Source organism: Acetoanaerobium sticklandii, from assembly GCF_000196455.1.
GTDB lineage: Bacteria > Bacillota > Clostridia > Peptostreptococcales > Filifactoraceae > Acetoanaerobium > Acetoanaerobium sticklandii.
The window spans coordinates 882,836-897,230 of sequence record NC_014614.1; the positions used below are offsets into that span (position 1 = coordinate 882,836).

Here is a 14,395-nt window from a genome sequence, read left to right on the forward strand (position 1 = left end):
TTAATAAGGAGGATGCTTATGTTTACAGACAAGGTTGCAGTAGTAACAGGAGGAGCCAGTGGTATAGGAAAAATTATCTGCGATGAGCTAAGAAGAAATAATGCCAAGGTTTGTATTATAGATATTAAGGATAATGACTATTTTGTTGGTGATATAGCTGATGAAAAAACCTTGATTTCTTTTGCAGATAAAGTAAAAGCTGAATATGGAAAAATAGATTTTTTAATCAACAATGCAGCGCCCCCAATGGGAGGGCTAGACGATTACTCTTATGAAGATTTTAACTATGCACTAAAAGTAGGAGTAAGCTCTGCATTTATGCTTACAAAGCTATTCAAGGATAGCTTTAATCAAGGTGGAAGCATTATAAATATTTCATCTACTAGAGCTAGGATGAGCCAAGCTAACACTGAATCCTATTCTGCCGCAAAAGGGGCTATATCAGCTCTTACTCATGCACTTGCTGTAAGTCTTTCTGGAAAAGTAAGAGTAAATTCTATAAGTCCAGGCTGGATAGAAACTCAGGATGCTGAGCATTCAGTTCTTGATAACGTGCAGCATCCAGCAGGGAGAGTAGGAAATTCCATGGATATAGCAAACATGATAATGTTTTTGCTCAGCGATAAAGCAGGCTTTATAACTGGAGAAAATATTACTATAGATGGCGGAATGTCACATATGATGATATATCATAACGACAAAGGCTGGAAATACAGTTTATAGCATATAAAAAAAGGAAAAGCGCTGACTACGAAGGTCTAGAGCTTTTCCTTTTTTGAAATTTAGTTCATTGAGAATGTGGTTTATATTTTTTAAAATATTTCATTTATGCTTTAGCTATTTCTTTACCAAAATCAACAGCTTTTTGCTTAGCTTCTTCATCAGGATTCCACTGGTGCTTGAAGCCTTCGCCAATGATTTCAAAACCAGCATTTTTAAGCATATCGTTTATAACCTTAGTTCCTTCTCCACTCCAGCCATAGCAACCAAAGCCACTTGCTTTTTTATTTTTGAATTTCAGCTCTTTCATGAAATGAATAAATCCAGCCACTGGATGAAGCACGCTATTTCCAACTGTAGGAGAGCCTATCAGCACGGTTTTTGACTTGAATACTTCAGATATCAAGTCATTATTATCACATTTTGCGAGGTTGAATATTTTCACAGTAACGTCTTTATCTTCTAAAGATATTCCTTCAGCTATTTTTTCTGCTAATGTTTTAGTTCCGTTCCACATAGTATCGTAGATTATTGTGATTTGATTTTCTTGATAGTTATCGCACCATTTAGCATATTTTTCAACTATTTGCATTGGATTATCTCTCCAGATAACACCGTGGCTAGTAGCTATTATTTCGATAGGAAGATTAAGAGCTATAACCTCTTCGAGCTTCTTTTTCAAAATAGCGCTAAATGGAGTTAGGATATTTGCATAATATTTTAAAGCCTCGCTAAATAGCTCGCACTGATCGACTAAATCGTTATAAAGCATTTCTGTAGCATAATGCTGACCAAAAGCGTCATTGCTAAATAAAATATTATCTCCAGTTAAGAATGAAGCCATGCTGTCTGGCCAGTGAAGCATTGGCATCTCAACAAAGATAATCTGTTTATTATTTCCTACATCTAGAGTATCACCAGTTTTCACTACGTTTAAATTCCAGTCTTGATGGTATTGACCCTTTAGAGATTTAACTGCATTTGCACTGCAATAAATAGGGGTATTTGGAATGTGCTTCATAAGCTCTGGAAGAGCGCCACTATGGTCTACTTCTCCATGGTTTATCACTATGTAGTCTATGGAGTTAAGGTCGATTTCACTTTTGAGATTTTCGACAAATTCATTTGCAAAGGGCATCCAAACAGTATCAACAAGTACAGTTTTTTCTTCTTGAATAAGATATGAGTTATAGGTTGAGCCTTTGTGAGTAGAATAATCATCTCCATGGAATTTTCTTAGCTCCCAGTCTACTTTTCCTACCCAATGAACATTGTTTTTTAGATGTTTTTTCATTTTCGCAGTCTCCTTTTTCGCTATAATAATAATTTATAGATTTTTATAGGACTATTGTGGTATATAATACATATTATAAGTATCCATTTTTATTGAACTGTAAACATTTGGATAAATAGGAGTGAATAATAATGAATTCAAATAATGGCTATGTATTTATAAATTCGTTGGAAGAATTAGAAAGTATAAAACAGAACAACGTATATATTTTGTATTTTAGCTCAGAAGATTGCAATGTATGTCATAGCGTATTTCCAAAGCTTCTTGAGCTTAATGAAACTGCTAAGCTACCTATAGGAAGGATTGATGTAAATCAAAATTTAGAGATAGCTGGACAGCATCTAGTGTTTAATATTCCAACTATATTAATTTTTAATGAAAATAGTGAAGTACTTAGGGAAAGCAGATTTATTGATTTTAGTAAGTTAGAGCGGATTTTAAATCTTTTAGGAGATGGAGAGGATTAGATGAGAGTTAGTAAACTTAGGATTTTCTCTATAGGACTTATAATTGTTATTTGTTTTTTTATTTCATATTTTTATATTGTTTCTCATAGTGCCTTAGGTAAGATTTATCAAGAAGAGACTAGAGATACTATAGAAGATATAAAAAAAACATTTTTAAAAGATACAATAGATAATTTGTTTACTGAAATAGATATTGAAAGAGAGTCAGAATATAGAAAGTATAAAGATATTGTAGAGCAAAGAGGAATTTCACTAGATTTAGCATCTGAGGATGATCAAGAGTTTATAATGTTTTTAAAGAATAGATTTGATATGGATATAAATACTCTTGGCAAGGGGAATAATTACTGGACAGTTTTATTTTGGGATAATCAATCTAAAGAAATAATCTATGATCCTTTAAATGAGTTTGAAAATATAAATGAAATAGATTCAGTGTCAAGAAAATTAAAACCAGAATTTCTTTCATATAAAGAAGTTAATCATGGAAATGTGTCTGGTATTTTTGGAATAAAAACAAGTTTTGTAGATGATAAGATTAAGCTCATTACAGCAGAAAAAATAAGAAGGCAGAAATTTGATAACGATGCTTATATTTGGGTTAATGAAATAATAAATTATGAAGGCGGAGATAATTACGCTATAAGAAGAGTTCATCCGAATCTTCCTGAGACTGAAGGTAGTTTTTTAAGTACATCAGCTACAGATATAAAAGGAAACATGCCTTATTTAGAGGAATTAGAGGGAATAAATAAGGACGGAGAACTTTTTTTTACTTATTTTTTTAAGAAATTAAATAGCGATGAGGTAGCAGAAAAGATTACCTATGCAAAATTGTACAAAGATTTTGACTGGATAATCGCAACAGGTGTTCATATAGATGAAATTGACAGGTACGTAGAAAATACAGACAGTGAGAGTAAAGCAGAATCAAGGAAAATCGTAATGCAACTTATGGGATTGATTTTGATAATAGTAGCAGCTGGAATATCACTAGTAATTCATATAGAGGGAATTTATTCAAATAAAATCAATAAGAATCTAAAAAGAGAAGCAGATATAGATGCTCTTACAAATGCATTTAGCCGAAGAAGAGGAGTAGAAGAACTTTCTAATGCTCATAGGTCTTATATGAGAGGTAATAAAAATCCAGCAATTATGATGTTTGATTTAGATAGATTTAAGCTGATTAATGATAATTATGGTCACGATGTAGGAGATATGGTTCTTAGAAGAACTGTGCAAAGTATCAATGAAGTAGTAAGAAGCTCAGATATTATTATAAGATGGGGTGGAGATGAGTTTATAGGAATATTTTATGGACTGAAAAAAGAAAATACTATAAAAATCGCTCAAAAAATTCTAGATACTATTAATGCTATTGAGATTCCAGTAAAAACTAGTGATGTTGATGATATAGTAAAGATAGAAATGTCCATAGGAGTAACTTATTTTTCTAAGTCGGATAGACAGCCCTCTGATGCAGTAAAAAGAGCGGATGATGCTATGTACGAGTCAAAAGAAACAGGAAGAAATAAAGTCAGTTTTTTTGATGTGGAGGATGTAGATGAGTGATGAAAAGTATATAATGAGTTCGCTTAGCAATGCTTTAGATATATTGGATTTACTTAGCAAAAGAAATAATATTGGGGTTATGGATATCAGTAAAGAGATGGGAATCAGTAAATCTAGTATATTTAAAATGCTATATACTCTTGAGGCTAAAGGTTTTGTAAGAAAAGACTATGATGCCAAATATAGCTTAGGGATGAAGTTTTTAGAATATGGATTTAATATTTTAAACAATCAAAGCATAGTTGAGGTTGTAATGCCGCATATTAAGGAAATAAGAGACAGGCATAATGAAACTACTCATTTAGGAGTAATAGATGAAGATTTAAATGTGTTTTTTATGATTAAAGAATCGAGTAATGCTTCCATACAGATGGCTTCACAAATAGGTAAAAAAATGCCTTACTATGCAACGGCTGTAGGAAAAGTGCTGATTTCAGATAATCTTAGTGATGAGTTGATTGACAGAGTAAGAAAAAGTCAATTCATAGCGTTTACTGAAAATACTATCACAGATTCAGAGAAATTTTTAGAGCATTTGAAAATGGTTAAGAAGGATGGATATGCATCTGATATGCAGGAGTATGAGATAGGGCTTACTTGTTTTGCAATGGGTATAAAAAATTATACTGGGAAAACTGTTGCAGCTATTAGTATTTCGGGACCAACTGATAGAATGACAGAGAACAAGAAAACTCTTCTTAGTACTTTGAAAGCACAGACTGATAATATTTCAAGAGAGCTAGGACATATTTTAAAATAGCAATATGAAATTTTATAATTAATCGAATAAAAATCTTTGCAATGCTGATGATATATGGCTTTGCAAAGGTTTTTTATTTTTGGATAGAAAAATAATATATAAAGGCAACAGTAATAGTTCATTATAAGGTTAAAGTGTTATTATGAAAGACATGTGTTTGACTTATAAATTCAGATGATTTATAATGTAATCAATAATTAGAAACGTAGTTTCTTATAGAGAAACTATATTGAAGGGAGGCAATTTTATGAAGGAGATTCGATTTCATGGGCGTGGAGGTCAAGGTGTAGTAAAATCAGCTCAAATAATAGTTCAGACAGTAGTTGAATCTGGACTCTATGGTCAGTTCATTCCTTTTTTTGGAGTAGAGAGAAAAGGTTCTCCAGTGTTTGGATTTTTGCGCATTGATGATTCTGAAATTAGAGTAAAGTGCCAAGTTTATAATCCAGAGGTACTGATGATTTTTGATGATACCTTATTAAAAATGCCTCAGACTTTTGCTGGATTAGAAGAAAATGCAATTGTAATCATAAATACTACTAAAAATATTGAAGATCTTAATTTACCAGATATAAAAATGAAAGTATATACAGTTGATGCCACTGGTATAGCACTTGAGACTATAGAAAAGGATATCCCAAATACAGCTATGCTAGGAGCTTTTGCAAAGGCTACAGAACTAGTGAATTGGTATATTCTAAAAGACAAAATTAAGCTTGCATTTAACGAAGACAATGTTATGTCAGCTCAGCTTGCTTTTGAAAGGGTAAAGCTATCTAAATAGGTAGATGATTGAAGGAGGGTTCTTATGTCTAGGAATTTTATAACTCCAATAGGAGATGAAGGTATATATACGCTTGATACTGGAAGCTGGAGAACTTTTAGACCGATTATGAATAAGGATAATTGTGTAGAGTGCGGAATATGTATGAGCTTTTGCCCAGTAGGAAGCATCACTGGAAATAAGCAAAAAATATATGCTATAGATTATAAATTTTGCAAGGGTTGTGGAATCTGTGCTTATGAATGTCCATCAAAAGCAATAGATATGGTAAAGGAAGGGGATTAATATGGATAAGAATAAGATTGTAGCTATAAGTGGTAATAAATCAGCTGCAATAGGAGCAGCACTTTCAAAACCTGATTTGATTGCAGCATATCCTATTACTCCTCAGTCTTCTGTAGTAGAGGCTCTAGCTGACATGATAGCAAAAGGCGAGCTTGATTCAAATATGGTACATGTGGAATCTGAACATTCTGCCATGAGTGTAGTTCAAGGAGCTACTGTTGCTGGAGGAAGAACGTTTACAGCTACTTCAGCTCAAGGTCTGGCGCTTATGTTTGAGCCTTATTTTAGAATGTCTACTTTAAGACTTCCCATGGTTATGGCAATAGCAACTAGAGAAATGACATCTCCAGAAACTGTATGGAGTGGACAGCAGGATGCAGTTACTGTAAGAGATGCTGGGTGGATACAGATGTTTGCCGAAAACAATCAAGAGATTTTAGATATGGTAATACAAGGATATAAGCTTGCCGAACATAAAGATGTATTGCTTCCAGTAAATGTCTGTTATGACGGCTTCTATTTATCTCACTTAACAGAACGATTCGAGATTCCTAGACAAGAATTAGCAGATGAATTTCTAGAAAGCTATAGCTGTAACCATGTAACTCTTGACCCTGATAAGCCAATGGCAGTAGATCCTCTAACTTCTTCTGAAATTTTGTGGAGATATAGAAAGAGCCATTTAGAAGCTATGCAAAATGCATTAGAAGTCATAGACGAAGTGGATATAGAGTTTGATAAAGTATTTGGAAGAAAATATGGAGGAGCTATAGACACCTACAAGATAGATGATGCCGAGCTTGTTATAGTTACTATGGGAGCTACTACTGGTACAGCAAGAGTGGCAGTAGATAAAGCAAGAGATATGGGCTATAAGATAGGGTTATTAAAAGTAAGATTTTTAAGACCATTTCCTAGTCAAAAAATCAAAGAAGTGTTAAATAGTAAAAAAGCATATGCTGTAATTGACAAAAGTGTAAGTTTTGGCTGGAACACAGGAGTTTTATACAATGAAATTAAATCGGCAGTGTCTGATTTAGGCCGAGCTATTACTAGTATGCCAGCAATTGGAGGACTAGGAGGAGCGGATATTTCTGTAGATATGTTACTGGACTGTATTAAGAAGTTGGATGAGGAAAGTAAAAATTATAATGGACAGTTAGCCACCTATTGGTTTGAGTGATGATTAAGGAAGGAGAATCTCTATGAATTATATAGATTTGCTAAGAGAATCAGAAGATCTAGTAACACCTGGCATGTCGGCTTGCCAAGGATGTGCAGCAGAGATGTGCCTAAGAAGAGTGCTTCAAGTAGCTGGAAGAAATACTATTATGACTATACCACCTGGATGTATGGCTGGAGCTGGAGTAGTAGGCTGGAATTTTGACAATGGTCTCAAGGTTCCTGTTCATATACCACTTCTTGACAATACAGCATCATTTTTAAGTGGAGTAAGCAATATGTATCAGCGCAAAAATAGACAGGATGTAAATATAATTGCTTTTGCAGGTGATGGAGCAACTGCGGATTGCGGTTTTCAATCTTTATCTGGAGCGGCTGAAAGAGCTGAGAAGTTCTTATATATATGCTATGACAATGAAGGATATATGAATACGGGATTTCAAAGAAGCTCGACTTCATCAAAGGGATCAAAAACCTCTACTACACCAGTAGGCTCAGCAGGAGGGGGTAAGTCTCAAAATCAAAAGTATATGCCACTAATTTTGGCTATGCATAATGCGGAGTATGTGGCTACTGCTTCACCTTCTAATATGAAGGATTTAGTTGAAAAAGTTACTAAAGGAATAGAGGCAAGTAAAAGAGGCTTTGCATATATTCATATTTTTTCACCTTGTCCTACTGGGTGGGGACACGATACAAATCTAAGTATTGATATAGCTAAAAAAGCAGTTAAATCAAATTTCTTTCCACTTTTTGAAGTAGATAGAGGAAACTGGAAGCTTTTAGATAATAAAAATCCTATTCCTGTTTCTGAGTGGATGGTAAAGCTCAAAAAATTTAGTCATTTATCTGATGATGACATAATAGCTATTCAAGATTTAGCAGACAAAAGGATGGAACTTTTAAGAAAGTTAAGTAGCTAGGAGGTATATTATGGCAAATAGAATTCTAGTTATGAATATGGGGTCTACCTCTACAAAGCTAGCAGTATATGAAGATGAGATTAATATATGGACTAAAAATATAGCTCACGACAAATCAGTATTTAAAAAATTTACTCATTATACTCTTCAGTATGATTATAGAAAAGCAGTTGTACTTGAGTATTTGAAAAGTAAAAATGAGAATTTAGAGAACTTTACTGTCATTGTAAGTAGAGGTGGAACAATAAGACCTGTATCTGGAGGAGTCTTTTATATATCTGAGCAAATGATTGAAGATGGTTTATCGGGAAAATACGGAGACCATCCATGCAATCTTAGTATGAAGCTTGCATTTGAACTTGCAGTCCAATATCGAGCAGTAGCTTTGACGGTGGATCCCCCAGTATGCGATGAGCTCTGCACAGAAGCTACGTATTCAGGACTTCCAGAAATTGAAAGGATGGCTGTTTTTCATGCACTTAATCAAAGGGCAATAGCCAGAAGATATTGTGATGAGCATAGTAAAAATTATACAAAACTAAATCTTATAGTAGCACATATAGGCGGAGGGATATCTGTAGGTGCTCATCAGAGAGGTAAAATTATAGATGTAAATAATGCACTAGCTGGAGATGGACCTTTTGGATTAGAACGTTCAGGGAGTCTTCCTGTAGGCGATTTAATCAAGCTATGCTATAGCGGAAAATACACAAAAGAAGAGATGCTCCACAGAGTAAATGGAAAAGGTGGAGTATCAGCATATATTGATGAATCAGATGGGAAAGTATTAGAGCATAAAATACTACTTGGCGATGAATATACTTTAGAGGTTGTGAGTGCTATGGCGTATCAGGTAGCTAAAGAAATAGGGGCTACGGCAAGTGTTTTAAATGGAGAGGTAGATGCAATCTTATTAACTGGTGGATTAGCTTATTGGGACAGATTCACTAATATGATAACAAAAAAAATAGGATTTATAGCTGATATTTATATTTATCCTGGTGAGGATGAAATGCTTTCTCTTGCAAATGGAGCTTATAGACATATAAATGGCATAGAACTTGCAAAAAACTATTAAATTTTTAGACTATTCTAAAATATTTTTTATACTTCTGATATAATAGTAATAACTACTCCTAGTAATACTTTTGAGAGTGAATAATAAATGGGGAGGTCTGTTATGAAAAAGTATCCTACGCTTTTTGAAGCAGTAAAAGATGCCATTAATTTATGTGACAGCTGGAGATTTATGTATGCAGATGAAATCTACTATAAAGATAATTTTCTAGGTATAGCACAGGTGTACGATGAAGATAGCATGGCTGATGAGGATAGTTTTTATATAGTTGCTCCAAGTGGAGCTATAGGCTTTAGTGAAGATGAAGGAGAAACTATAGAGTGGCTATTTGTAAGAGCTGATAACCAAAAAGAGAAGCTACCTTCATCACTTGCTGAGATGGAGGGATAAGCTATGTCTGAAGTTTTGATTAATGTTACAAGAGGGCCAGTAGTAGAATCAATGCATAGAGGAGATGCAGTTGCTGTAGACAACACAGGAAAAATTTTATATCAAATAGGTGACCCATATAAGGTTACATATCTTAGATCATCAGCAAAGCCACTTCAAACTATAAATGTATTTTTAAGCGGAGCAGTAGATAAATATAAATTTGATGACAGCGAAATTTCCATTATGTGTGCATCGCATTATTGTGAAGATTTTCATTTAAAGGTAATTGATTCTATGCTTGAAAAGCTTGGGCTTAATCTTAATAATCTAGATTGTGGCAGTATTTATTCCATTAGCCCAAAGCATTATGAAAGACAATTAAAGGAAAATCATGTACTTACTCAGGCAAACAACGATTGCTCAGGTAAGCACTGCGGAATGCTAGCTTCTTGCTTGGTAAAAGGATATAGCTTAGAGAACTACACAAAGTTTGAACATGAGCTTCAAAAAGATATATTAAATAGCCTTTCATATATGTGCGAAATTGAACCGGAAAAAATCAGTATAGGAGTAGATGGGTGTACAGTTCCAGTACATGCTATGCCTATTTATAATATGGCACTTGGATTTGCAAAGCTAGCTAATCCAGAAAACCTAGACTCTGATTACAAAGCTGCTTGTGAAAGAATTTTTGATGCAATGAATAATTCTCCAGAGATGGTGTCTGGAACAGATGGTTTTTGTACTGAGCTTATAAGGCATACCAATGGTAAATTAATTGGAAAGCTAGGAGCAGAAGGGATTTACTGCATAGGTATAAAAGGAAAAAATATTGGACTTGCAGTTAAGATTGAAGATGGAAATTATTCTAGAGCGATAAATCCAGCAGTAACGAAATGCCTAGAGGATATGCAGGTTTTGGAGCCGAGTGAGCTTGAAAATCTAAAAAGCTTTTCTAAAGTACCTAATTACAACAATAAAAATGAAGTAATAGGCTATATAGAGCCTTGCTTTGAATTTAATAAAATATAAAGTAGAAACTAAACTATTAAGGCAGTAAAAGACTGCTGATGAGTATAGAAAATCTTACTTAATCACAAAAAACTTCTGTCAATTATTCTTAGGATTAACAGGAGTTTTTTTATGGATAAAAAAAGCGATAAAAAATCGATAATAAAAGCAATTACAAGAGTAATGGAAAAATATAGCTATAAAGAACTATATAAATATAAGTTTTATAGTAAAAAAATAATATTTTCTTTGATTAATTTGTTTTGAAACTATACTCAAAGGGTATAAAATTTCTTGTGCATATAAAAAGCATAACAGTTTATATACAGCATAACTATTGTAGGAGGCAATCATGAAAATAAAAAACAAGTTAATATTAAATTTTGGAATATTGATTTTAGTATCAGTTATAATTGTTGGCATAAACATTACTACATTTAAGACCATGGAAAGTGACTCAAGCTTCGTAAATCAAGCGGGAAGCTTAAGAGCGATGAACTATAAAATGACTGAGCTAGCAAATCAAACAGTGTACAGAGATAGCTCTAAAGCAAAGTCGGATTTAGAAGAAACTATGGCTAATTTTGAAAAAACTTTAAGTGATGTTAGCAGTGGAAATAAGGAATTGATGCTTAAAAAGCCAACAAATGAAGCTACAACAGCAGGATTAGAGCAAATTAATTCTAGATGGAGCAAGGAGTTCAAGCCAGCTATAGAAAATATTATTAAATCCTCAAGTGAAGCAGACATGGAATTTATTAATTCAAATGTAGATAGCTATGTTTCACAAATAAATGAAATAGTTAACGACTACTCAAGATATTCTCGTGAAAAAGTTGTAAAAGCTCAAATGATGAATTTTGCTTTAGTTGTTATAGCATTAATAATTGGTGTGCTTGCACTTGTTATATTAAATAGAGGAATAGTTAGTCCCATAAAACAGCTAAGCAAGGACTTAAGAGCTTTATCAGAAGGCAATGGAGATTTGACAAAGAGGATAGAGGTAAAATCAAAAGACGAAGTAGGAGAAATGACTATTTATTTCAATACTTTTATCGAAAACATCCACAATATAGTCAAAGATATCTCTAATATATCTGGAGTTTTATCAAACAACATGGAAACTATAAGCAATACTACAGAGGAGCTTACAAAATCAACAGAGATGATAGCAATGTCATCAATGGATGTAGCTGAAGGCTCTATGCTTCAAAATACTAAGCTAGAAGATTTAAATGAGTTAGTAGTTAAGATTCAAAGTAATATAGAAAATGTATCAAGTAGAGCTCAGGAAACTTTAAAATCATCAGAAGAGTCTCAAAAATATGTTATGTTTGGAGATAAGCAAGTAGAAATTCAGTCAAGAGAGCTTGCTGATTTTATAAGTTCTATAAAAGATGCTTCTGTAACCGTAGAGGAATTAAATAAATCATCGGAAGAAATAAAAGCTATGGTTGACTTAATTCATAGCGTTTCATCCCAAACAAATCTGCTTGCACTTAATGCATCTATAGAAGCGGCTAGGGCAGGAGAAGCAGGAAGAGGCTTTGCAGTTGTTGCAGATGAGATAAGAAAGCTAGCAGAAGAGACATCTAGCTCAGCGCAAAAGATAAGTACAATCGTGGATAATATAGGAGATAGGACAGTTAATGTTAAAACATCAATGGACCAGCTAGTAGATAGAACCAAGGTGCAGGAAAAATCTATGGAAACTTTAAAAGCAAAATTAAAGGATATATTAAATAGAGCTAAAAGAACTGTAGAAGAGTCAAATTCCATAATGGATATTTCATCAGAAGTGAAAAGTGAATTTAATAGTATTACAATGTCGGCATCAGAGATAAAGGATGTAGCAGTTCAAAATTCATCAAACACACAAGATGTAGCCTCTGCTGTTGAAGAGCAAACAGCATCCTTCCAAGAAGTGTCGTCAAACATCAATTCTATCAATGATATGGCACACGACTTAACGAACATAGTATCTAGATTTAAGATATAGTAAAAATAAACTATCTATTTATAAATTGATTTTAATAAAAAATGGATGTAGAGGAATCAACCTCTAGCATCCATTTTTTTATAGATATTTTTTCACATCTTCAGCAGATAAAACTCTTCCTGATGATTTTACTACTTCATCAACTACTAGCGCAGGAGTTTTCATAACACCATAAGCCATGATTTCTTGAAAATCTTCTACCTTTTCAATAGTAGCCTCTAGCCCAAGCTCTTTTACTGCCTGCTGAGCACTTTGCTCTAGCTTCTTACAATTTGCACATCCAGATCCAAGTATTTTAATTACCATAAAAAATACCTCCTCATAATAATAATTATATTTTCAAATTTAAACAGTACTCTTTAATAAAAGAGCCATATTTTGAATATTAGAGTTGATACTACTAAAGTAGTAGATATCCTAACGCATTAAACGTGTAGCCTATTATCAGTATTCCAGTAGTTACTATTCCTGCAAAAATAACTAAAAGCTTAGTTTTAACTACTTTTTTAAGAAGTATCATAGATGGAAGAGATAGTGCAGTAACAGCCATCATAAACGAAAGAGCTGTTCCGATTCCTACACCTTTTGAAACTAATGCCTCAGCTATAGGAAGAGTTCCAAATATATCTGCATACATAGGTACGCCTACTGCTGTAGCTAGTAAAACTGAATACCATTTATCCTGACCTAGTAAAGCGGAAATGACATTTTCAGGAATCCAGTTGTGAATAGCGGCGCCTATTCCTACACCTATAATGATGTATAACCAAACCTTTTTTATTATATCTACAACCTGCTCTTTAGAAAAATCAAGTCTATCTTTAGTAGTCATTTCTTCTAGCTCAATTTCTCTTAGCTTGTTGCCATAAACAAAGGGTTCTACATATTTCTCTAGTTTAAACTTGCTTATTAAGCTTCCGCCAATAACTGCAAGAATAAGTCCAACAACAACATAAGCGATAGCGATTCTCCAGTTGAATATACTAGCGAGTAGAAGAACAGAAGCTAAATCTACCAAAGGTGAAGATATCAAAAATGAAAATGTAACTCCTATAGGGAGCCCTGCACTTGTAAAGCCAATGAACAGCGGGATAGAAGAACAAGAGCAAAATGGAGTAACTGTTCCAAGGAGTGCTCCTAGTATATTAGCAGTGATTCCATCAAATCTTCCTAATATTTTCCTAGTTCTTTCTGGAGGGAAAAAGCTTTGAATATATGAAATTGTAAATATAAGTACAGATAGAAGAATAAATATTTTTATTACATCATAAATAAAAAAATGTATACTTCCGCCTAGCTTCGTATTGATATCAAGCTTGAATGCTTTGTTTACAAAAAGCTCTACCAAATCATAAAGCCAGACCATTTTTAACAGCTGATTGTTAAGCCATTGAAAAATAATCATTAAATTATCTCCCTTCTAAATAAGATTATAAAACTGGGTTACAGCATTGATTGAGATAGATATCTTTATCTGAAAGTCTTGATTTATCAAGTACTAGTTGAGGATATAGTTCAATGTTTTCTGCTATATCGTCTAGTAATTTTATAAATACTTTATTATCTAAGTTTAAAGAGTAAAAAACAAACTTTTCTTTTCTAGTATCTTTTACTAAATTTAAATCTCTTAGTTTAGAAAGATTTTTTGAAATAGTAGGCTGAGATAGTTCAAGTATTCCAGTTAATTGACATACACAGAGCTCTTGATGATATAACATCATTATGATTCTTAGTCTTGATTCATCAGATAAAAGTTTAAATAAATTAATAAGTTGGTTCATGAAAATCTCCTTTACAATAAGAACTATGCATATTAAAACAATAAAGATTAATAGTGAACTCTAGGGATTCTGTTTTAATCACAATAAAAAACATGTACATATTCTCATATGGGAATATGTACATGTTAAATCTAAAGTATTACTTTGTCAATAATAATTTTCTG

The 14,395-nt window shown here is 33.1% G+C and carries 17 protein-coding genes; 13 read left to right on the forward strand and 4 right to left on the reverse strand.

Going from position 1 to position 14,395, the window contains the following annotated elements:
* Positions 1-18: 18 nt before the first annotated feature.
* On the forward strand, positions 19-723 hold the full coding sequence (locus tag CLOST_RS04005; RefSeq protein WP_013360967.1) for an SDR family oxidoreductase: 705 nt from the start codon (positions 19-21) through the stop codon (positions 721-723).
* Positions 724-826: 103 nt separating this feature from the next.
* On the opposite strand, the gene CLOST_RS04010 is transcribed toward CLOST_RS04005, so the two are convergent.
* Complete coding sequence (locus tag CLOST_RS04010) at positions 827-2,014, reverse strand: anaerobic nitric oxide reductase flavorubredoxin (RefSeq protein ID WP_013360968.1); 1,188 nt, start codon at positions 2,012-2,014, stop codon at positions 827-829.
* 131 nt (positions 2,015-2,145) lie between these two features.
* On the opposite strand from CLOST_RS04010, the gene CLOST_RS04015 reads away from it, so the two are divergent.
* From CLOST_RS04015 to CLOST_RS04065, 12 genes are all read left to right on the forward strand, one after another.
* Positions 2,146-2,481, forward strand: coding sequence for a thioredoxin family protein (locus CLOST_RS04015; RefSeq protein ID WP_013360969.1), 336 nt, complete (start codon positions 2,146-2,148; stop codon positions 2,479-2,481).
* Positions 2,482-4,056, forward strand: coding sequence for a sensor domain-containing diguanylate cyclase (locus CLOST_RS04020; protein WP_013360970.1), 1,575 nt, complete (start codon positions 2,482-2,484; stop codon positions 4,054-4,056).
* Complete coding sequence (locus CLOST_RS04025; RefSeq protein ID WP_013360971.1) at positions 4,049-4,816, forward strand: IclR family transcriptional regulator; 768 nt, start codon at positions 4,049-4,051, stop codon at positions 4,814-4,816. Before CLOST_RS04020 ends, CLOST_RS04025 begins: the two co-directional genes overlap by 8 nt.
* A gap of 247 nt (positions 4,817-5,063) precedes the next feature.
* Positions 5,064-5,600, forward strand: coding sequence for a 2-oxoacid:acceptor oxidoreductase family protein (locus CLOST_RS04030; protein WP_013360972.1), 537 nt, complete (start codon positions 5,064-5,066; stop codon positions 5,598-5,600).
* A gap of 24 nt (positions 5,601-5,624) precedes the next feature.
* Positions 5,625-5,885, forward strand: a complete 261-nt coding sequence (locus CLOST_RS04035; RefSeq protein ID WP_013360973.1) for a 4Fe-4S dicluster domain-containing protein — start codon at positions 5,625-5,627, stop codon at positions 5,883-5,885.
* Between the two features lies 1 nt (position 5,886).
* The gene (locus CLOST_RS04040; RefSeq protein ID WP_013360974.1) at positions 5,887-7,068 is read left to right on the forward strand and encodes a transketolase C-terminal domain-containing protein; all 1,182 of its coding nucleotides are present in this window, start codon (positions 5,887-5,889) and stop codon (positions 7,066-7,068) included.
* A 22-nt stretch (positions 7,069-7,090) separates the two neighbouring features.
* Positions 7,091-7,990, forward strand: coding sequence for a thiamine pyrophosphate-dependent enzyme (locus CLOST_RS04045; protein ID WP_013360975.1), 900 nt, complete (start codon positions 7,091-7,093; stop codon positions 7,988-7,990).
* A 10-nt stretch (positions 7,991-8,000) separates the two neighbouring features.
* The gene (gene buk / locus CLOST_RS04050; protein WP_013360976.1) at positions 8,001-9,068 is read left to right on the forward strand and encodes a butyrate kinase; all 1,068 of its coding nucleotides are present in this window, start codon (positions 8,001-8,003) and stop codon (positions 9,066-9,068) included.
* A gap of 102 nt (positions 9,069-9,170) precedes the next feature.
* Positions 9,171-9,458 (forward strand): hypothetical protein, encoded by a 288-nt coding sequence (locus tag CLOST_RS04055; RefSeq protein ID WP_013360977.1) that lies wholly within the window; start codon positions 9,171-9,173, stop codon positions 9,456-9,458.
* Positions 9,459-9,461: 3 nt separating this feature from the next.
* Positions 9,462-10,472 (forward strand): asparaginase, encoded by a 1,011-nt coding sequence (locus CLOST_RS04060; RefSeq protein ID WP_013360978.1) that lies wholly within the window; start codon positions 9,462-9,464, stop codon positions 10,470-10,472.
* Between the two features lie 111 nt (positions 10,473-10,583).
* On the forward strand, positions 10,584-10,718 hold the full coding sequence (locus tag CLOST_RS14140; RefSeq protein ID WP_013360979.1) for a hypothetical protein: 135 nt from the start codon (positions 10,584-10,586) through the stop codon (positions 10,716-10,718).
* 85 nt (positions 10,719-10,803) lie between these two features.
* The gene (locus CLOST_RS04065) at positions 10,804-12,450 is read left to right on the forward strand and encodes a methyl-accepting chemotaxis protein (protein ID WP_013360980.1); all 1,647 of its coding nucleotides are present in this window, start codon (positions 10,804-10,806) and stop codon (positions 12,448-12,450) included.
* 78 nt (positions 12,451-12,528) lie between these two features.
* Here CLOST_RS04065 and CLOST_RS04070 read toward each other — a convergent pair whose 3' ends face one another.
* The 3 genes from CLOST_RS04070 to CLOST_RS04080 form a co-directional block, all read right to left on the reverse strand.
* The gene (locus CLOST_RS04070; protein ID WP_013360981.1) at positions 12,529-12,756 is read right to left on the reverse strand and encodes a thioredoxin family protein; all 228 of its coding nucleotides are present in this window, start codon (positions 12,754-12,756) and stop codon (positions 12,529-12,531) included.
* A gap of 94 nt (positions 12,757-12,850) precedes the next feature.
* On the reverse strand, positions 12,851-13,855 hold the full coding sequence (locus tag CLOST_RS04075; RefSeq protein ID WP_013360982.1) for a permease: 1,005 nt from the start codon (positions 13,853-13,855) through the stop codon (positions 12,851-12,853).
* A gap of 25 nt (positions 13,856-13,880) precedes the next feature.
* Positions 13,881-14,231, reverse strand: a complete 351-nt coding sequence (locus tag CLOST_RS04080; protein ID WP_013360983.1) for an ArsR/SmtB family transcription factor — start codon at positions 14,229-14,231, stop codon at positions 13,881-13,883.
* Positions 14,232-14,395: the final 164 nt, after the last annotated feature.

Bases quoted from the DNA above. Each gene is read 5' to 3' on its own strand.
- CLOST_RS14140 (WP_013360979.1), top strand. From the start codon at position 10,584: ATGGATAAAAAAAGCGATAAAAAATCGATAATAAAAGCAATTACAAGA.
- CLOST_RS04025 (WP_013360971.1), top strand. From the start codon at position 4,049: ATGAGTGATGAAAAGTATATAATGAGTTCGCTTAGCAATGCTTTAGAT.
- CLOST_RS04040 (WP_013360974.1), top strand. From the start codon at position 5,887: ATGGATAAGAATAAGATTGTAGCTATAAGTGGTAATAAATCAGCTGCA.
- CLOST_RS04075 (WP_013360982.1), bottom strand. From the start codon at position 13,855: ATGATTATTTTTCAATGGCTTAACAATCAGCTGTTAAAAATGGTCTGG.
- CLOST_RS04080 (WP_013360983.1), bottom strand. From the start codon at position 14,231: ATGAACCAACTTATTAATTTATTTAAACTTTTATCTGATGAATCAAGA.
- CLOST_RS04030 (WP_013360972.1), top strand. From the start codon at position 5,064: ATGAAGGAGATTCGATTTCATGGGCGTGGAGGTCAAGGTGTAGTAAAA.
- CLOST_RS04020 (WP_013360970.1), top strand. From the start codon at position 2,482: ATGAGAGTTAGTAAACTTAGGATTTTCTCTATAGGACTTATAATTGTT.
- CLOST_RS04005 (WP_013360967.1), top strand. From the start codon at position 19: ATGTTTACAGACAAGGTTGCAGTAGTAACAGGAGGAGCCAGTGGTATA.
- CLOST_RS04035 (WP_013360973.1), top strand. From the start codon at position 5,625: ATGTCTAGGAATTTTATAACTCCAATAGGAGATGAAGGTATATATACG.
- CLOST_RS04060 (WP_013360978.1), top strand. From the start codon at position 9,462: ATGTCTGAAGTTTTGATTAATGTTACAAGAGGGCCAGTAGTAGAATCA.
- CLOST_RS04010 (WP_013360968.1), bottom strand. From the start codon at position 2,014: ATGAAAAAACATCTAAAAAACAATGTTCATTGGGTAGGAAAAGTAGAC.
- CLOST_RS04015 (WP_013360969.1), top strand. From the start codon at position 2,146: ATGAATTCAAATAATGGCTATGTATTTATAAATTCGTTGGAAGAATTA.
- CLOST_RS04070 (WP_013360981.1), bottom strand. From the start codon at position 12,756: ATGGTAATTAAAATACTTGGATCTGGATGTGCAAATTGTAAGAAGCTA.
- CLOST_RS04045 (WP_013360975.1), top strand. From the start codon at position 7,091: ATGAATTATATAGATTTGCTAAGAGAATCAGAAGATCTAGTAACACCT.
- CLOST_RS04065 (WP_013360980.1), top strand. From the start codon at position 10,804: ATGAAAATAAAAAACAAGTTAATATTAAATTTTGGAATATTGATTTTA.
- buk (WP_013360976.1), top strand. From the start codon at position 8,001: ATGGCAAATAGAATTCTAGTTATGAATATGGGGTCTACCTCTACAAAG.
- CLOST_RS04055 (WP_013360977.1), top strand. From the start codon at position 9,171: ATGAAAAAGTATCCTACGCTTTTTGAAGCAGTAAAAGATGCCATTAAT.